The sequence below is a fragment of the Limnohabitans sp. T6-5 genome (assembly GCF_003063315.1).
GTDB lineage: Bacteria > Pseudomonadota > Gammaproteobacteria > Burkholderiales > Burkholderiaceae_C > Limnohabitans_A.
This window is the reverse complement of the sequence record NZ_NERV01000003.1, coordinates 497192-515726: the sequence shown is the minus strand read 5'-3', so window position 1 is coordinate 515726 and position 18535 is coordinate 497192. Positions and strand designations below refer to the sequence as shown.

The 18535-nt window shown below is 58.0% G+C and carries 19 protein-coding genes; 3 read left to right on the top strand and 16 right to left on the bottom strand.

Features of this window, described 5'->3' with window-relative positions; genetic code table 11:
• Nucleotides 1-48: 48 nt before the first annotated feature.
• From hscB to B9Z51_RS14005, 9 genes are all read right to left on the bottom strand, one after another.
• Complete coding sequence (hscB, locus tag B9Z51_RS14045) at nucleotides 49-564, bottom strand: Fe-S protein assembly co-chaperone HscB (protein ID WP_199227554.1); 516 nt, start codon at nucleotides 562-564, stop codon at nucleotides 49-51.
• Between the two features lie 15 nt (nucleotides 565-579).
• Nucleotides 580-903 carry an iron-sulfur cluster assembly protein IscA gene (gene iscA / locus B9Z51_RS14040; RefSeq protein ID WP_108375729.1) on the bottom strand — a complete coding sequence of 108 codons (324 nt, stop codon included), beginning with the start codon at nucleotides 901-903 and terminating at the stop codon, nucleotides 580-582.
• A gap of 1 nt (nucleotide 904) precedes the next feature.
• The gene (gene iscU / locus B9Z51_RS14035) at nucleotides 905-1291 is read right to left on the bottom strand and encodes a Fe-S cluster assembly scaffold IscU (protein WP_053175507.1); all 387 of its coding nucleotides are present in this window, start codon (nucleotides 1289-1291) and stop codon (nucleotides 905-907) included.
• A gap of 76 nt (nucleotides 1292-1367) precedes the next feature.
• Nucleotides 1368-2588 carry an IscS subfamily cysteine desulfurase gene (locus tag B9Z51_RS14030; protein WP_108375727.1) on the bottom strand — a complete coding sequence of 407 codons (1221 nt, stop codon included), beginning with the start codon at nucleotides 2586-2588 and terminating at the stop codon, nucleotides 1368-1370.
• A 22-nt stretch (nucleotides 2589-2610) separates the two neighbouring features.
• On the bottom strand, nucleotides 2611-3147 hold the full coding sequence (gene iscR / locus B9Z51_RS14025) for a Fe-S cluster assembly transcriptional regulator IscR (protein ID WP_108311373.1): 537 nt from the start codon (nucleotides 3145-3147) through the stop codon (nucleotides 2611-2613).
• A gap of 243 nt (nucleotides 3148-3390) precedes the next feature.
• Nucleotides 3391-5502, bottom strand: coding sequence for an excinuclease ABC subunit UvrB (uvrB, locus tag B9Z51_RS14020; protein ID WP_108375725.1), 2112 nt, complete (start codon nucleotides 5500-5502; stop codon nucleotides 3391-3393).
• Nucleotides 5503-5544: 42 nt separating this feature from the next.
• A complete protein-coding gene (locus B9Z51_RS14015; RefSeq protein ID WP_108375723.1) occupies nucleotides 5545-5859 on the bottom strand; it encodes a CcdB family protein in 315 nt (104 codons plus the stop codon).
• Between the two features lie 3 nt (nucleotides 5860-5862).
• The gene (locus B9Z51_RS14010) at nucleotides 5863-6102 is read right to left on the bottom strand and encodes a type II toxin-antitoxin system CcdA family antitoxin (protein WP_108375721.1); all 240 of its coding nucleotides are present in this window, start codon (nucleotides 6100-6102) and stop codon (nucleotides 5863-5865) included.
• Nucleotides 6103-6334: 232 nt separating this feature from the next.
• On the bottom strand, nucleotides 6335-8086 hold the full coding sequence (locus tag B9Z51_RS14005; protein ID WP_146187774.1) for a hypothetical protein: 1752 nt from the start codon (nucleotides 8084-8086) through the stop codon (nucleotides 6335-6337).
• A gap of 191 nt (nucleotides 8087-8277) precedes the next feature.
• On the opposite strand from B9Z51_RS14005, the gene B9Z51_RS14000 reads away from it, so the two are divergent.
• From B9Z51_RS14000 to rsxB, 3 genes are all read left to right on the top strand, one after another.
• A complete protein-coding gene (locus B9Z51_RS14000) occupies nucleotides 8278-9474 on the top strand; it encodes an amino acid aminotransferase (RefSeq protein ID WP_108375717.1) in 1197 nt (398 codons plus the stop codon).
• A 165-nt stretch (nucleotides 9475-9639) separates the two neighbouring features.
• Complete coding sequence (locus tag B9Z51_RS13995; protein ID WP_108375715.1) at nucleotides 9640-11205, top strand: polyhydroxyalkanoate depolymerase; 1566 nt, start codon at nucleotides 9640-9642, stop codon at nucleotides 11203-11205.
• Between the two features lie 5 nt (nucleotides 11206-11210).
• A complete protein-coding gene (gene rsxB / locus B9Z51_RS13990) occupies nucleotides 11211-11900 on the top strand; it encodes an electron transport complex subunit RsxB (RefSeq protein ID WP_108375713.1) in 690 nt (229 codons plus the stop codon).
• Between the two features lie 205 nt (nucleotides 11901-12105).
• On the opposite strand, the gene B9Z51_RS13985 is transcribed toward rsxB, so the two are convergent.
• From B9Z51_RS13985 to B9Z51_RS13955, 7 genes are all read right to left on the bottom strand, one after another.
• Nucleotides 12106-12588, bottom strand: coding sequence for a VOC family protein (locus tag B9Z51_RS13985; protein ID WP_108375711.1), 483 nt, complete (start codon nucleotides 12586-12588; stop codon nucleotides 12106-12108).
• Nucleotides 12589-14637, bottom strand: a complete 2049-nt coding sequence (gene accC / locus B9Z51_RS13980) for an acetyl-CoA carboxylase biotin carboxylase subunit (RefSeq protein WP_108375709.1) — start codon at nucleotides 14635-14637, stop codon at nucleotides 12589-12591.
• A 91-nt stretch (nucleotides 14638-14728) separates the two neighbouring features.
• Complete coding sequence (locus tag B9Z51_RS13975) at nucleotides 14729-16261, bottom strand: acyl-CoA carboxylase subunit beta (RefSeq protein ID WP_108375707.1); 1533 nt, start codon at nucleotides 16259-16261, stop codon at nucleotides 14729-14731.
• A 29-nt stretch (nucleotides 16262-16290) separates the two neighbouring features.
• The gene (gene meaB, locus B9Z51_RS13970) at nucleotides 16291-17322 is read right to left on the bottom strand and encodes a methylmalonyl Co-A mutase-associated GTPase MeaB (RefSeq protein WP_108375705.1); all 1032 of its coding nucleotides are present in this window, start codon (nucleotides 17320-17322) and stop codon (nucleotides 16291-16293) included.
• On the bottom strand, nucleotides 17319-17768 hold the full coding sequence (locus tag B9Z51_RS13965) for a DUF4260 family protein (protein ID WP_233254972.1): 450 nt from the start codon (nucleotides 17766-17768) through the stop codon (nucleotides 17319-17321). Before B9Z51_RS13965 ends, meaB begins: the two co-directional genes overlap by 4 nt.
• Before the next feature lie 10 nt (nucleotides 17769-17778).
• Entirely contained in the window at nucleotides 17779-18186 is a 408-nt protein-coding gene (locus B9Z51_RS13960; RefSeq protein ID WP_146187773.1) for a type II toxin-antitoxin system VapC family toxin, read from the bottom strand.
• The gene (locus B9Z51_RS13955; RefSeq protein WP_108375701.1) at nucleotides 18183-18515 is read right to left on the bottom strand and encodes a hypothetical protein; all 333 of its coding nucleotides are present in this window, start codon (nucleotides 18513-18515) and stop codon (nucleotides 18183-18185) included. Before B9Z51_RS13955 ends, B9Z51_RS13960 begins: the two co-directional genes overlap by 4 nt.
• Nucleotides 18516-18535: the final 20 nt, after the last annotated feature.

The window sequence follows — 18535 nt, the reverse complement described above, 5'->3', positions numbered from 1 at the left end:
GGGTGGTGTTCAAGTCGCCCACCTGCATGAGGCGCTGCGACCCGAGGGTCAGGTCAATCGGTCGAGTTTAGCGTTCACTTCTTGCGTGAAGCGCTCAATGAACATGAGCGCCCTCACCTGCCCCACGGCTTGCGCGGGGTCTTTGGCCACATCCAGCAATTGGGCCAGTGTTTGCTGCACCCGGCGCTGCTCGGCAGCCACAACACCTGCCAGGGTTTCAAGACCTTGAGCGCTGTCTGTGTCTTCTAGGTTTTCACGCCATTCCATTTGCTGCATCAAGAATGCGGCTGGCATGGCGGTGTTGTTCTCGGCCTGCACGGGCGCACCTTGCAGCTCGCACAAATAGGCTGCGCGTTTGAGCGGGTCTTTCAGCCGCTGATACGCCTCGTTGATGCGCACCGACCACTGCATGGCGATGCGCTGGGCAGCTGCACCTTCTGCCGCAAAGCGGTCGGGGTGGGCTTCGCGCTGCAACGCCTTCCAGCGGGCATCGAGCTGTGCACGATCCTGTGCGTACTGCACCGGCACGTCAAACAGCTCGAAGTCGTTGGCTTGAAGAGAGATCACGCGCTTAAAAACTCAAACGCGGAACGATTCACCGCAACCGCAACGGTCACGTTCGTTGGGGTTGTTGAAGCGGAAACCTTCATTCAATCCTTCGCGCACAAAGTCCAACTCGGTGCCGTCAATGTAGGCCAGGCTTTTCGGGTCCACCAACACCTTCACGCCATGACCTTCAAAGACCACGTCTTCCGGGGCGATGTCGTCCACGTATTCAAGCTTGTAGGCCAGCCCTGAACAGCCGGTGGTTTTAACGCCCAGACGCACACCCACACCCGAGCCACGTTTGGCCAAGTAGCGGTTGACGTGCCGGGCGGCGGCGGCAGACAGTGTGATGGCCATGTCAGTTCAGGTGTTTCTTTTTGTAGTCGTCCACAGCGGCCTTGATGGCGTCTTCGGCCAGGATGGAGCAGTGGATTTTGACGGGCGGCAGTGCCAACTCTTCAGCGATCTGGCTGTTCTTCAATGCCGCCGCTTCGTCCAGCGTCTTGCCCTTGACCCACTCGGTCACGAGTGAGCTGGAGGCGATGGCCGAGCCGCAGCCGTAGGTCTTGAAGCGTGCGTCTTCGATCACACCGGTTGTCGGGTTGACCTTGATTTGCAGCTTCATCACGTCGCCGCAAGCGGGTGCGCCGACCATGCCGGTGCCCACGTCCTCGTCGCCCTTGTCGAACGATCCGACGTTGCGGGGGTTTTCGTAGTGGTCAACCACTTTTTCAGAATATGCCATTTCAATTCTCCTTAATTTATGCCGCTAAGCCCAAAGGGTTCAGTCGCCAAGCGCTGAGCCGTTTGGGCGACACGGCTCAGTGAGCCGCCCATTGAATGGTGCTCAAATCAATGCCGTCTTTGTACATCTCCCACAAAGGGCTCAGCTCGCGCAGCTTCGCCACATTCAGACGGATGGTGGCAATGGCTTCGTCAATCTCGGCTTCTGTCGTCCAGCGGCCAATGGTCATGCGCAGGCTGCTGTGGGCCAGCTCGTCGCTGCGGCCCAAGGCGCGCAACACATAGCTGGGCTCCAGGCTGGCCGAGGTGCAGGCCGAGCCGGACGACACCGCCAGGCCCTTGATGCCCATGATGAGTGATTCGCCTTCGACGAAGTTGAAGCTCATGTTGATGTTTTGTGGCACGCGCTGGGTGGCGTGGCCGTTCAAAAACACCTGTTCCATGTCGCTCAGGCCAGCAATCAGACGGTCATGCAGGGCACGCGCCTTGGCGTTGTCCTGGTCCATCTCCAGCTTGGCCAGGCGGAAGGCCTCACCCATGCCTACGCACTGGTGGGTGGGCAAGGTACCCGAGCGCATGCCGCGCTCGTGACCGCCGCCGTGCATCTGCGCTTCCAGGCGCACACGGGGCTTGCGGCGCACATACAAAGCGCCGATGCCTTTGGGGCCATAAGTTTTGTGCGAAGCCAGGCTCATCAGGTCAACCGGTAGCGTGGCCATGTCGATGGCGACTTTGCCCGTGGCTTGCGCGGCATCCACATGGAAGATGATGCCTTTTTCGCGGCAAAGAGCGCCGATGCCGGGGATGTCCTGGATCACGCCGATTTCGTTGTTCACGAACATCACGCTGATCAAGATGGTGTCGGGGCGGATGGCCGCTTTCAGAGCGTCCATGCTGAGCATGCCGTCGTCTTGCACGTCGAGGTAAGTGACTTCAAAGCCCTGACGCTCCAGCTCGCGCATGGTGTCGAGCACAGCCTTGTGTTCAGTCTTGACGGTGATCAGGTGCTTGCCACGCGACTTGTAGAACTGCGCTGCGCCCTTGATGGCCAGGTTGTTTGATTCGGTCGCACCACTGGTCCAGACGATTTCGCGGGGGTCGGCACCGATCAAAGCAGCCACGTCTTCGCGTGCTTTTTCAACAGCGGCTTCGGCTTCCCAGCCCCAGGCGTGACTGCGCGATGCGGGGTTGCCAAAGTGCTCGCGCAACCAAGGGATCATGGCGTCCACCACGCGGGGGTCGCAAGGCGTGGTCGCGCCGTAGTCGAGGTAGATCGGCAAGTGTGGGGTCGTGTCCATGGCGGTACTTTTCTTGAAAAAATCAGGATTTGGCAAACACAGTGCCCAACTCAAAAACCGAATTGGGGCCCGTCACGCGGATGGGTTTGACCACCGGCATGGGCGAAATGGCCCGTTTGATGTTGGGCTTGGACTCGACGACCAGGCCCTTGGCCAATTGGTCATCCACCAGTTTTTGCAGGGAAACGGAGTCGAGGAATTCGACCATTTTGGAGTTCAGCGAGGCCCACAGGTCGTGCGTCATGCAGCGGCTGTCGCCACCGTGGCAGTTTTCCTTGCCGCCGCAATGGGTGGCGTCGATGGGCTCGTCGACCGACAAGATGATGTCGGCCACGGTGATGTCGGTGGATTTGCGGCCCAGGGTGTAACCGCCGCCGGGGCCACGGGTCGATTCAACCAGGTTGTGCCGACGCAGCTTGCCAAACAACTGCTCAAGATACGACAGTGAAATTTGTTGCCGCTGGCTGATGGCGGCCAAAGTCACGGGACCTGCGTCTTGACGCAAAGCCAGATCAATCATGGCGGTGACGGCAAAACGGCCTTTGGTGGTTAAACGCATGGCAGGCTCCTGAAGTGGGGGGGATGTTCAGTCTTGAAACACTGAAACGGGTTCCCGACTAAACGAGTCAAGTATACCGCAATCCCGATTAAATCGCTCGGGTTATCAGCGCTCAAAAGTGAAGGGTGGTGGGCTCTTCACCCAACAACGTCGGACTCTTCGACTGCCGACAAGGCAGCGCGGTTTCACGCAGGTTCGTGGTTGCAACAATCTTTCGTAGGTCGGTGGTCGAAGACTCCGACATCAGGCCCTGATCAAAGGCACGATGTTGTCGCCCCCTGTTGCACCAAACGCCTGCTCTTTCAAAATGGTCAGCTGGTCCCGCACCTGGGCGGCCTTTTCGAACTCCAGGTTCCGGGCGTGCTCCATCATTTGCTTTTCGAGCTGCTTGATGGCTTTGGCGATGTCTTTCTCGCTCATGTCCTCAACCTTGGCCTTTTGAAGCGCGGCCTGCTCCAGGCGCTCAGCCTCTTTGCCCGACTTTTCGCTGTAAACGCCATCGATCAGGTCTTTCACCTTTTTGACAATGCTCTTGGGCGTGATGCCCATGGCCTCGTTGTGGGCGAGCTGTTTGATGCGCCGCCGTTCGGTCTCGCCCATGGCTTTCTTCATGGACTCGGTGATGCGGTCCGCATACAAAATGGCGCGCCCATTCAAGTTACGCGCCGCACGGCCAATGGTCTGGATCAGGCTGCGCTCGGCGCGCAAGAAGCCTTCTTTGTCGGCATCCAAAATGGCGACCAGCGACACCTCGGGGATGTCCAGACCTTCGCGCAACAGGTTGATGCCCACCAACACATCGAACGCGCCCAGGCGCAGATCCCGCAAGATTTCCACCCGCTCCACCGTGTCCACATCGCTGTGCAGGTAGCGCACTTTCACGCCGTTATCGCTCAGGTAATCGGTCAGCTGCTCGGCCATGCGCTTGGTCAGCGTGGTGATCAGCACCCGCTCGTGCTTATCCACCCGAATGCGGATTTCCTGCAGTACATCGTCCACCTGATGGGTGGCGGGGCGCACCTCGACCTGCGGGTCCACCAGGCCCGTGGGGCGAACGACTTGCTCGACCACTTTGCCCGAATGCGTCTTTTCATAGTCGGCGGGGGTGGCCGAGACAAAAATGCACTGGCGCATGCGCTTTTCAAACTCTTCGAACTTGAGCGGTCGGTTGTCCAACGCGCTGGGCAAGCGAAAGCCGTATTCCACCAACGTGGTTTTGCGCGCCTTGTCGCCGTTGTACATGGCGTTGAGCTGGCCAATCATCTGGTGGCTCTCGTCCAGAAACATGATGGCGTCCGGCGGCATGTAATCAGTCAGCGTGCTCGGTGGGTCGCCGGGGGCGGCGCCCGACAAATGCCGGGTGTAGTTTTCAATGCCCTTGCAGTGCCCGACTTCGGACAGCATTTCCAGGTCAAACCGGGTGCGCTGCTCCAGTCGCTGCGCCTCCACCAGCTTGCCCATGCCCACCAGTTCTTTCAGGCGCTGGTCCAGCTCCAGCTTGATGGTCTCCACCGCCGCCAGCACCTTGTCTCGGGGCGTCACATAGTGGCTAGACGGGTACACCGTGAAACGCGGGATCTTTTGCCGGATGCGCCCGGTGAGCGGGTCAAACAGCTGCAGGCTCTCGATCTCGTCGTCGAACAGCTCGATGCGGATCGCCAGCTCGGAATGCTCGGCCGGAAACACGTCAATCGTGTCGCCCCGCACCCGGAACTTGCCGCGACTGAACTCCATGTCGTTGCGCTGGTACTGCATGCGGATCAGCTGAGCGATCACGTCACGCTGGCCCAGCTTGTCGCCCGTGCGCAGCGTCATGATCATTCGGTGGTAGCTCTCGGGCTCGCCAATGCCATAAATGGCCGACACCGTGGCCACAATCACCACATCGCGCCGCTCCATGATGCTTTTGGTGCAAGACAGGCGCATTTGCTCGATGTGCTCGTTGATGGCCGAGTCTTTCTCGATGAACAGATCGCGCTGCGGCACATAGGCTTCGGGCTGGTAATAGTCGTAATAACTGACGAAATACTCGACCGCATTCTTGGGGAAGAACTCGCGGAACTCGCTGTAGAGCTGCGCGGCCAGTGTCTTGTTGGGCGCAAACACAATGGCCGGCCTCCCCAGCTGGGCAATGACATTGGCCATGGTGAAGGTCTTGCCCGAGCCGGTCACGCCCAGCAGGGTCTGGAACACCTCGCCGTCGTGTACGCCTTCGACCAGTTGGGCGATGGCAGTGGGCTGATCGCCTGCGGGCGGGTAAGGCTGGAACAGCTCGAACGGCGAGCCGGGGTAGTGGACAAATTGGCCAGCGGGCGCAACAGCAGGAACCTCTGCGAGAGGAATGATTTCAGACATGGGAACTCGAAGTTGATGTTTCTGATGAAGGCGCCAGCAGACTCAATACCCGCCAAACAAAATATCCAGCGCATTCACCACCTGGGGCGAGTCTGCCCGCAAATTCAAAAGCGGTGCACCCAGCCACCGCAAAGGCACTGCAGCCAACGCAGCCGTGTCCAGCACCACCACTTGGCCTTCTACCGTGCAAACGGGGTTGAGGTCCTGCATCGGCAAAGGGGCAAATTCGGCACTGCGCAAAGGAATCACCACGCGGGTCGCAATGCGATCCAGAAAGGTGTTTTGCACATCCAGCAAATACGGCGTGCGCTCTCGAAAGCGCGAATCGGGGTGGATATAGACATCGAATTGGGCCATAGCTCAGAAACTGCGGTAGGCGTCCAAGGGCAAGCCCTCTTGTTCAATGCGGGCGTTGTAACTGGCAATCGCCTCCTGGTTTTGCGCCTGCCAGCGCGCCCAATACTGACGCTTGACCTCTTGGGCCAACAAGGCGTCCACCGTACGCGACACGTTCATGTCCAACTCTCGCGCCATGGCCAGCACCTCGGCGTTGAGCGACAAATTGACGGGTTTTTTGGGGGCATCTTCAAAGCGCAGCATGTGGAACCTCTGAAAAGTATGCGCATATTTTATGCGCAAGAGACAGCATGCCTGATACCCACGCCACATGACACCCAGAACGGGATCGTTTGACTCAGTTGTAAATTTGATCCGAAATGTCTGACGTTTCCGAAGCCGAATACAAAAAACCCGCAAAGACCGATTGACCTTTGCGGGCAGGCATGATTTTTTTGAATGAATGGGGCATCACCCCCTATTCAAAAATCAAGAATCAATTACTCAACACTTCAGGCTTGTTACCCGCGTTCAAGATGGCATTGATCATGGTCTTGTTGAAGAATGGGTAAGAGGATTTTTTGGCTGAGGCAGAACGGAAGTTACCGTTGTAGACGAAACCGTCTTTGACGCCGAACATGACCCATTCACCGTTACGCTCTGCATCTGGCAAAGTGGCCTTGATGATCAGCACTTCTTGGCCAGAAATTTTACGACGCTCATAGTCGGCGCTGCCGATGGTCTTGCCGGAATTGCTCCAGAGGGTTACTTTGCCACCCGAAGACGTTCCGTTTTCATCAAAAGTGAAATTCAGACCATCCCAATTATCTTTGTTCTTTTTAGTGGTGGAATAAGTGGCGATGTAGTCATCCAAGCTACTGAATGCACTGGTGTAATTCTGCGGTTTCATAACCTTGCTGCCGGTGTAAATCTGGTATTCGTCTTGTGTTCGGGCAAGGTCAATCCAATACAACACAGAACCACTGGGCATGGTCACACCTTCATGCCCTTCAGGCGGATACAGCAGCAAAGCTTTCAATGTTTTGCCAGAGGCATCCACCATTCGGGCAGTGACTTTTTCAGTTAAGCCGTTACAACTCTTGATGGTTGCACCACCCGTGCTGTCTGCAACATAGGTGACGGTCCCATCAGGACAATTACTATCCTGAACCCAGCCCTTTCCATCCACCAAAACCCAAGTGGTACTGCTGGTGTTACTTTCAAGCTGCCAACTCGAACCCACCAACTTGTAATCACGACTCAAATTGATCTTGCCGCCACTGCCCTGCACTTGCGAATAGCGGTGAACGCAGTAGTAGGAGGCTTGACTACAGTCTTCAAATACAGCCTCAGCGGTGTAAAAGCCCTGTTCAAGAACTGCCACGACCGAAGCGGCAGCTGTGCTACTGGTCATCTTTTTGGCCTCCGCCACCAAATTTGCAATGGCAGGTTTGGCCGAACCATTTTCCTTCTTCAATTCATCAGCGACCAATTGAACGAGTGTTTTTTTCAATGTATCGGCCGTCTTGGCATCGTCGTAAGCTTTTTGCAAATTAGCCGCTTGCGTTTGCAAATATGTCAAAGCGGCCAGGAAGGCGTCCCGCTCGTTTTGTTCTTTTCCTTGGTATTCAAGCACCTGCGCTTTGACCTCGCCCATCGCCACAGCCAGCATCTGCGCTTTTGACTTCAGATCAGTAACATCTTTGGCCACAAAGTCCTGATGCAAATCTGTATCACCAGCCAAATCAAGGCGCGATCGGACGTATTTTTCGGATGTTTCCAGGGTATTGCCGCCCGAAATCATTTCATGCGAAACCAGCGTAGTCAGAGGGCTGATGACCGCCGATTTCAGGCTGCCATCGCTGTTAACAAATGCAGCCGCAGGAGCCAGCAAATTAAAGGCTTGCTTTCCGGCTTTTCCCAAAGTTAGGCCCTTATCGTCAGAGTCTTTAGCATCAATAGGAACAACCGTCAGCAGATGCGCCGCCTTGAGTTTGTCTGCGTCCACACCCGACACATCCAGGCTGTAAGTACCGCCTGCTTTGCTGGTTGCATTAGGTTCGTTTGCATCGCAAGCTTGATTGGCATTGAGATCCAGACACACCGTGGCGCCTTCGATGTAGCCATCAACCACAACACCCGTAAAAGTTGTGGGTGCACTGGAAGAACCTCCACCGCCGCCGCAAGCGGTCAAAACGGCCAAAGAGAGAAGGGACAAGATAGGCAAGGCCTGTAGTTTCAATCGCATGTTGACTCCTTATGAGCGATGTAAATGACACACTCAGTCTACTGATCAAACTTACCAAAATAGTACATATGTGTATATTTTTTACAAAAAAATACAAAATACAAGTAAATCACGGTCCATTAAAATAGTGACCACCAAAGCAGGATTTCTTCCTTACAGTTCTCCACCCCGCCCCTCGTACAGGATTTCAAATGTCACTCTTTTCCGCCGTCGAAATGGCCCCTCGCGACCCGATTCTGGGTCTGAACGAACAATTCAACGCCGACACCAACCCCAACAAAGTGAACCTGGGCGTGGGCGTGTACTTCGACGACAACGGCAAACTGCCCCTGCTGCAATGCGTGCAGGCCGCCGAAAAAACCATGATGGCCACCCCCACAGCGCGTGGCTACCTGCCCATCGACGGCATCGTGGCCTACGACAATGCCGTCAAAGGCCTGGTCTTTGGCGCCGACTCCGACGTGGTCAAGTCTGGCCGCGTCTCCACCGTGCAAGCCATTGGTGGCACAGGCGGTCTGAAAATCGGCGCCGACTTTCTGAAAAAAGTCAGCCCCAACGCCAAGGTGATGATCTCCGACCCCAGCTGGGAGAACCACCGCGCCATCTTTGTGAACGCCGGTTTTGAAGTCGACAGCTACGCCTACTACGACGCGGCCAAGCGCGGCGTGAACTTCGACGGCATGCTGGCCAGCCTGAACGCGGCCGCAGCGGGCACCATCGTCGTGCTGCACGCCTGCTGCCACAACCCCACCGGCTACGACATCACCGACGCCCAGTGGGACCAGGTCATTGCCGTCGTTAAGGCCAAGGGCCTCACGGCTTTCCTCGACATGGCCTACCAGGGCTTTGGCCACGGCATCTCCGAAGACGGCGCTGTCATTGGGAAATTTGTCGATGCCGGCCTCAACATCTTCGTGTCCACGTCTTTTTCCAAGAGCTTCAGCCTGTACGGCGAGCGCGTCGGCGCCCTGTCGGTGGTGGCTTCTGACAAAGAAGAAGCGTCCCGCGTGCTGTCGCAATTGAAGATCGCCATCCGCACCAACTACTCTAACCCGCCCATCCACGGCGGTGCGGTCGTGGCAGCTGTGCTGAACAACCCCGAACTGCGCGCCCAGTGGGAGAGCGAACTGGCAGAGATGCGCGTGCGCATCAAGGCCATGCGCCAAAAACTGGTGGACAGCCTCAAAGCGGCTGGCGTGAAACAAGACATGAGCTTCATCACCACGCAGATCGGCATGTTCAGCTACTCTGGCCTGACCAAAGACCAGATGGTGCGTCTGCGCAGCGAGTTTGGTGTGTACGGCACCGACACCGGCCGCATGTGCGTGGCCGCGCTCAACAGCAAAAACATCGACTACGTCTGCGCTTCAATCGCCAAAGTCATTTGAACGGGCTGACATTGCGCTTTCAACCGCCCCTGACGGGGCGGTTTTTTTTTGATCGGTCCGGAAGGTGACGCCGATTAGGGACAACACTCAAAAAATACCCGGCCAAGTCCTGTAGCATTGTTGCACCGCACCATTTATCGGCCATGCCGCAAGGGAAACTGTCAAATGCTTTACCAGATCTTCGAAACACAACGCTCGATCATGGAACCTTTTTCCGATCTGGCACAGGCCGCAGCCAAGCTCTACAGCAACCCGCTCAGCCCGATTTCGCAGACCCCCTTGGCGCAGCGTGTGTCAGCCGGTTATGCCCTGATGCACCGCTTGGGCAAAGATTACGAAAAGCCAGAATTCGGCATCAAGACCATCAAGGTCAACAAGACCGACGTGGCCATTCATGAGCGCATCGAAATCGACAAGCCATTTTGCGAACTGCGCCGTTTCAAGCGTTTTTCGGACGAACCAGCCACTTTGACGCAAATGAAGACTCAGCCCGTGGTGCTGATCGTGGCGCCATTGTCTGGCCACTACGCCACCTTGCTGCGCGACACCGTCAAAACCATGCTGCAAGACCACAAGGTCTACATCACCGACTGGAAAAACGCCCGCTTGGTGCCCATGTCCGAAGGCGAATTCCACCTGGACGACTACATCAACTATGTGCAGGAATTCATTCGTCACCTGCAATCCATCTATGGCAATTGCCACATTGTGAGCGTTTGCCAACCCACCGTGCCAGTGCTGGCCGCCGTGTCGCTGATGGCCAGCCGAGGCGAAAAAACCCCGTTGACCATGACCATGATGGGCGGCCCGATCGACGCCCGCCGCTCACCCACTTCGGTGAACAACCTGGCCACCAACAAGAGCTTCGAGTGGTTCGAAAACAACGTGATCTACCGCGTTCCGTCCAACTTCCCGGGCGCTGGTCGCCGTGTGTACCCCGGATTTTTGCAATACACCGGCTTCGTGGCCATGAACCCCGACCGCCATGCCAACAGCCATTACGACTATTTCAAAGACCTGATCAAGGGTGACGACGCCAGCGCCGAAGCCCACCGTAAGTTTTACGACGAGTACAACGCTGTGCTCGACATGGACGCCGATTACTACCTGGAAACCATCCAGACCGTGTTCCAGGATTTCAAACTTGTCAACGGCACTTGGGACGTCAAAGGGGTCGATGGCAAAGTCGAGCGCGTGCGCCCGCAAGACATCAAGGGCACGGCCCTGCTGACCGTCGAGGGGGAACTGGACGACATCTCCGGTTCCGGTCAAACCCGCGCAGCGCAAGACATGTGCACGGGCGTGGATGACAAAGACCGTTTGCATCTTGATGTGCAAGGCGCAGGCCATTACGGCATTTTCAGTGGCAGCCGCTGGCGCTCGATTGTTTACCCTCAAGTGGTCAACTTCATCAAAAGCCATGCCAAACCATTTGCACAGACCAAACCAGCGGCTCCAACAAGCGCACCCGCAGCGACCGAGGTGAAAGCGCCGGTCCCCGTCAAAACCGAGGCTCCAGTGAAAGCCAAAGCCTCCGCCAAGGCGAAAGCAGCAGAGCCAGTGGTCAAGGTTGCAGTGAAAGCTGCCCCCAAAGTCGCTGTCAAAGCCAGCCCAGCGCGCACCTCCTCTGCCGCCAAGGCCAAACCTGCTGCAAGCAGCAAAGCCGCCTCTGCAAATAAAGCGAGTGCTGCCGTCAAAACAGCGTGGGTTGAGCCGAAGAAAAAAGCCTGAGGCACATGCCAAGCTCCATTGACACGGCGCCTGAGACCCAGGCGCTTTTTCTACGTCTGAATGCAGCATTGCCACAAACGCAATGCACACGCTGCGGTTTCCCCGATTGCGCCAGCTATGCCCAAGCTATGGCACAAGGGCAAGCCCCCATCAACCAATGCCCACCCGGAGGACAAGTCGGCATTGAACGTCTTGCCGAGCTGACGGGACAGGCAGTTTTGTCATTGAACCCAAATCACGGCGCGCAAAATCCACGCCATGTGGCCATCATCGATGAAGCCTGGTGCATCGGCTGCACGCTGTGCATCAAGGCCTGCCCGACCGATGCCATCGTGGGGGCCAACAAACTCATGCACACCGTGATCGAGCCTTGGTGCACGGGCTGTGAGCTGTGCATTCCGGTGTGTCCGGTCGACTGCATTCAGCTGGAAAACGTGACGGGTGCGCACACCGGCTGGGCCGCCTGGTCACCCGCGCAAGCGAACACCGCACGTCTGCGCTACGAAGCGCGTCTGCAGCGCCTGGTGAGCGAAGAACAGGCCCACCAAAAGCAGCTACTGGCCAAAGCCGAACACAAGCTGGCCGACCTGGACGCACACACCAAGGGCACAGAAAACGCCCCCGAGGCGGACCGCAAGCGCGCCATCATCGAAGCGGCGCTGGCCAAAGCAAAAGCCCGCCAGACCGGAGCCTGACGGGCTTTTTAAGAACGTCGGACTCTGCGAGTGCCGACCTACAAATTCCATCGTAGGTCGGTGGTCGAAAACCCCGACAGCTGCATGTCAACCCACATCGTCTGAACCGGCCGCAGCGGTCACCCAAAGCGTGTCGGACTCTGCGAGTGCCGACCTACAAATTCCTTCGTAGGTCGGTGGTCGAAGCCCCCGACAGGTGCCGATGTCAATGCGAAGCTGCAGCCAAAGCCGCAAAGGCCTTGACCACTTCAGCAGGCGCCTGCACCAGTTCGATCAACACGCCCTCGCCACCAATGGGGAACTCTTCGTTCGCCTTGGGGTGCAAAAACGTGATGTCAAACCCAGCCGCCCCCTTGCGGATGCCGCCGGGTGCAAAGCGCACGCCTTGCGCGCTGAGCCACTCCACCGCCACAGGCAAGTCGTCGATCCACAAACCGATGTGGTTGAGTGGCGTGGTGTGCACGGCGGGCTTTTTCTCTGGGTCCAGCGGCTGCATCAGGTCGACCTCGACCTTGAAAGGGCCGGTGCCAATGGCGCAGATGTCTTCGTCCACGTTCTCGCGTTCGCTTTTGAAGGTGCCGGTCACCTCCAGACCGAACATGTCGACCCAGAGCTTTTGCAGGCGGGCCTTGTCAGGCCCGCCGATGGCGATCTGCTGGATGCCCAAGACCTTGAAAGGACGTGTCATTTATTCAAACTCCACGATCATCTGGTCCACCGTCAGCGATTCGCCTTTGGCAGCGACCACTTTCTTGACCACGCCGTCTTGCGCCGCAAACAGCACGTTCTCCATCTTCATGGCTTCGATCACGGCCACACGCTCGCCGGCCTGCACCTTCTGGCCGGGCTGCACCGAGACCTCGACCAAGAGGCCAGGCATGGGCGAAATCACGTAACGGCTCAGGTCCGGTGGGGCCTTGAAAGGCATGAGCTTGTGCAGCTCGGCCATGCGGGGCGACATCACCAGCGCTTCGATGCGGGTGCCGTTGTGCTGCACCTGCAGGGCCAACGGGTTTTTGATGGTGCCGCGCTCGACCTGCGCCGTGAAAGGTTTGCCATTGCAAGTGCCTTCGATGCGGATGTCGTTCAGGCGCGAGTTGCTCTCGATCGCATACGTCTTGCCGTCCACGGTGATCTGCGCCACGCCGGACTTGCCGACGAACTCGTCCACATGCACTTGCACATAGCGGTTGTTGCCGCCTTGGCCCAACTCGACCACGGCGTAGTCCTGGCCGACTTTCACGTCGTAACCGGGCAGCTGACCGCTCAAACCCGCTGCGCGTTCACGCGACTTGCGGCGCACGAAAGCGGCCAAGGCGGCCAAAAAGTCGTGGTCCTCGTGGGGCACGTCTTCGGCACGGAAACCGTGGGCGTAGTGCTCGGCAATGAAGCCGGTGTTGAACTCGCCCGTCACAAACTTGGGGTGCGCCAGCAAAGCGGCCTGGAAGGGGATGTTGGAGCTGATGCCGCGAATGACAAAACCGTTCAGGGCTTCGCGCATTTTGGCAATCGCTTCATTGCGGTCTTTGCCGTGCACGATCAACTTGGCGATCATCGAGTCGTAGAACATCGGGATCTCGCCGCCGTCTTGCACGCCAGTGTCCACGCGCACACCTTGCAAGGCGCTGGTGTTCCCCTGGAACATGGTCTGCTTGGGCGTCTGAAAACGCACCAGTCGGCCAGTCGATGGCAAGAAGTTGCGGAAGGGGTCTTCGGCGTTGATGCGGCACTCGATGGCCCAGCCGTCGCGCTTGACGTCGGCTTGCGCGAACGAAAGTTTCTCGCCAGCGGCCACGCGGATCATCTGCTCCACCAGGTCCAGACCGGTGATGCACTCGGTGACCGGGTGTTCCACCTGCAGGCGGGTGTTCATTTCGAGGAAGTAGAAATCCTGGTCTTTGCCGACCACGAATTCCACTGTACCGGCCGATTGGTACTTCACCGCCTTGGCCAAGGCCACGGCTTGCTCGCCCATGGCTTTGCGGGTCGCGTCCGAGATGAATGGGCTTGGCGCTTCTTCGATCACCTTCTGGTGGCGGCGCTGGATCGAGCACTCACGCTCGTTCAGGTACACCACGTTGCCGTGGCTGTCGCCCAAAATTTGAATCTCGATGTGGCGCGGCTCCAGCACGTATTTCTCGATGAACACACGGTCGTCGCCAAAGCTGTTGCGCGCTTCGTTGCGGCAAGAGGTGAAGCCTTCAAAGGCTTCCTTGTCGTTGAAGGCCACGCGCAGGCCCTTGCCACCACCACCGGCCGAAGCCTTGATCATGACGGGGTAGCCGATGCCCTTGGCGATCTCCACGGCTTGTTCAGCGGTGTCGATGGCGTCGTTGTAGCCGGGGATGGTGTTGACCTTGGCTTCGTTGGCCAATTTCTTGGACGCGATCTTATCGCCCATGGCCGCAATCGAGTGGGCCTTGGGGCCGATGAAGGCGATGCCTTCGTCTTCGCAGCGCTTGGCGAACTCGGTGTTCTCGCTCAAGAAGCCGTAACCTGGGTGAATGGCTTGTGCGCCCGTGGCCTTGGCGGCCGCGATGATTTTTTCAGCGACCAGATAAGACTCGCGCGAAGGCGCGGGGCCAAGCAAGACGGCTTCGTCGGCCAGTTGCACGTGGCGTGCTTCCTTGTCGGCTTCGGAGTAAACGGCCACGGTTTTAATGCCCATTTTGTGGGCGGTGGCGATGACACGGCAGGCGATCTCGCCGCGGTTGGCAATCAGGATTTTGGTAAACATGTTCGTCGAGCGTTAAGCGTTGAGTGTTGAGCGAAAAATCAGGAGTGGCGCTGGTTCAATACGCTGAACACTGAACGCCAAACGCTGAACCTCAAAGTGGAATGTTCCCGTGCTTGCGCCATGGGTTTTCAATCTTCTTGTCTTTGAGCATGACCAGCGAGCGGCAGATGCGCTTGCGCGTTTCGTGCGGCTGGATCACGTCGTCGATGAAGCCGCGTGCGCCCGCCACAAAGGGGTTGGCAAAGCGGGCTTTGTATTCGGCTTCTTTGGCAGCGAGCTTTTCAGGGTCGCCCTTGTCTTCGCGGAAAATGATTTCCACCGCGCCCTTGGCTCCCATCACCGCGATTTCGGCATTGGGCCAAGAGAAGTTCACATCGCCGCGCAGGTGCTTGGAGGCCATCACGTCGTACGCACCGCCGTAGGCTTTGCGTGTGATGACCGTGATTTTTGGCACGGTGCACTCGGCGTACGCGTAGAGCAGCTTGGCACCATGCTTGATGATGCCGCCGAACTCCTGGCTTGTACCGGGCATGAAACCGGGCACGTCCACAAAGGTGATGACAGGGATGTTGAACGCATCGCAAAAGCGCACAAAGCGGGCGGCCTTGATGGAGCTCTTGATGTCGAGACATCCGGCCAACACCAAAGGCTGGTTGGCCACGATGCCCACGGTCTGGCCGTCCATGCGGGCAAACCCGATCAGGATGTTCTTGGCATAGTCGGGTTGCAACTCAAAGAAGTCGCCATCGTCCACGGTCTTGACGATGAGTTCCTTCATGTCATAGGCCTTGTTGGGGTTCTCGGGCACCAGGGTGTCCAGGCTCATGTCCATGCGGTCGGTCGGGTCGCCGCTCTTGCGCACCGGGGCCTTCTCGCGGTTGTTGAGTGGCAGGTAGTTGTAGAGGCGGCGCAGCATGAGCAGCGCTTCCACGTCGTTCTCGAAGGCCATGTCTGCGACACCGCTCTTGGTGGTGTGGGTCACGGCGCCGCCCAGTTCTTCGGCGGTCACTTCTTCGTGGGTCACGGTCTTGACCACATCCGGGCCCGTCACGAACATGTAAGACGTGTCCTTGACCATGAAGATGAAGTCGGTCAGCGCTGGCGAGTACACCGCGCCACCGGCCGAGGGGCCCATGATCATGCTGATCTGGGGCACCACGCCCGAGGCCATCACGTTGCGCTGGAACACCTCGGCATAACCGCCGAGTGAAGCCACGCCTTCTTGAATGCGGGCACCGCCCGAATCGTTCAGGCCGATCACGGGTGCGCCGACCTTCATCGCCTGGTCCATGACCTTGCAGATTTTCTCGGCGTGTGTTTCGGACAAAGCGCCGCCGTAAACGGTGAAGTCCTGGCTGTACACAAACACCAGGCGGCCGTTGATCATGCCGTAACCGGTGACCACGCCGTCGCCGGGGATCTTGTTGCCTTCCATGCCGAAGTCGGTGCAACGGTGTTCAACGAACATGTCCCACTCTTCGAAGGTGCCTTCGTCCAGCAAGACCTCGATGCGCTCACGGGCTGTGAGCTTGCCTTTGGCGTGCTGCGCGTCAATGCGCTTTTGCCCGCCACCCAAGCGGGCCGCAGCGCGCTTTTTTTCCAGTTGTTCAAGGATGTCTTGCATGGTGGTTCTCTCTTTTCTTCAGGAAGATTTCAAATGAAGCCCGCGCTTTGACTTTTCGTTTCATAGGCGCTGAGCAGTTGACGGGCAGCGGTCGATGCGGCCAGCTGGCCCGCCCCGACTTGTTGACTCAGTTGGGGCAGCAGGGTTTGCACTTGCGGCTGCGCCCGAAAGTTTTGTTTCAGACCGGCATCGATGCGCTCCCACATCCACGACAGGGCTTGTTGTTGGCGACGTATGCCAAAGCGACCGTTCTTCAATTGGATGGCCTTGAATTCACTCACCGCGGCCCAAAAGCTGTCCACGCCCTGGTTCAGGAGCGCGCTGATCTGAACCACCTTGGGGTGCCAGACGCTGTCATCGCCGTGCATGTGACCCGAGGAGGCGTGCATGCCCAGCAACTGCAAGGCGCTGGTGATCTGCAATTGCGCCCGGGTGGCCGCGATGGCGTCGATGTCGGCCTTGTTGATGACCACCAAATCGGCGATCTCCATGACGCCTTTTTTGATCGCCTGCAGATCGTCACCCGCATTGGGCAATTGCAGCAGCACAAACATGTCGCTCATGTTGGCCACGGCGGTTTCGCTTTGGCCCACGCCCACGGTCTCAACGATGACCACGTCGTAGCCTGCGGCCTCGCAGACCAGCATGGACTCGCGGGTTTTCTCGGCAACGCCGCCCAAGGTGCCGCTGCTGGGGCTGGGGCGAATGTAGGCCTGCGGATGGACGGACAAGTGCTCCATGCGGGTCTTGTCGCCCAAAATCGACCCGCCCGACACGGTGCTGGAAGGGTCCACCGCCAGCACCGCCACACGGTGGCCTTGACCTATCAGGTACAGGCCCAAGGCCTCGATGAAGGTGGACTTGCCCACGCCCGGCACACCGCTGATGCCCAAGCGGAATGAGTTGCCCGTGTGCGGCAACATGGCTGTGAGCAGTTCGTCGGCTTGGGCGCGGTGGTCCGCACGCGTTGATTCCAGCAGCGTGATGGCTTTGGCCATGGCACGGCGCTGCCCGGCAGCGTTGCCGTGCAACAGACCCCGGAGCAATTGCTCGGGCGTCATGCTTTGTCCCTCATGCCGCGCAACACTCCCAAATGTGTCACGCGAAAGCCCAAGGGGAACTTCAGTCCGAAGCCCAAGGCACGGTCTAAGCCAATGTGCGAAAACCAGATCAGTGAAGCTTGCAACAGCATGGGCACATCGAGTCCGAGCCCCAGCAGTGCCAACAGTCCCGCCCCCAGTGTGCTGTGGGTCATGTTGTAAGCCCACATGCCAACACGTTCGTTGCCCAACACGTAGACGAGAATGGCCGCATCTGGAAGGAAAAACCACAATCCGAATGTCATCCAAGAAAACCCTTGCACTTGGTACAAGGTCAACGCCAACAGCAAACACACCAGCCCCTCGGTACGCAAAATTTTCAGCGCAGGGTTCATGAGTCCGTAGTGATCGCCTTTGATGTCCTGCATGTCCAGGTCGGACTGAGCGAACGGGTTGTTGAGCTTCATGTGCATGGCCTCACAAGATCTCAAAATGCCGCCCATCGGGCAGGCGATAACGCGAGAAGTCGCGCACATCCATGGTCATCACGTTGAGGGTGTTCGTGTCTTGCGCCAACCACACCAAAGAGGCATCGGCCAAGTCCATTTCTGTGCGAGGCTCAGCGGTATAACGCGCCATCAACTCCGCCAAGTCGGGGAGGTTCGAGACATCAAACGGGAACACAATGACGCCACCTTCGGACACCCATCTCAAAAATCGCTGGACGGCATTGGCACCCAGAAAATGGCACACCTCCACCACACACGGCCAGGTGGTCGTCAACCGCCAGTTTTCAGCCAACAAGCTGGTGTAGTGCCGATGCGCCACATCACTGGCGTCAAACAGTGCCACCATGGGTCCGGTGTCGATCAAAGCCACCTTCACGGTTTGTCCGTTTCCTGGTCTGAGCCAGACCACACTTTGCCCTGCTTTTTGGCCTCTTGAAAAGCCAGCCAATCGGCTTGATGGGCATCCCGTTTGGTTTTGAGTTTGGACCGAATGGCCGCCTTGGTTGGCGAAAGGAATTCATTGCCTTCTGGCAAAGGCTCTCGCACCTCCGCTTGCACCTTGAGCAGCAGGTCATAGGGATTCTTGCGTCCCAATGCCCTCTCCAGCGCAGAAACAATGAACTGTGACTTGGTCACGCCCATGCGTTTGGCGGTCAACTCCAGCTCTTTTTCAAGCAGAGGTTCCAGTCGAACGGATACAGCCATAGCAGACTCCTTGAAAATGC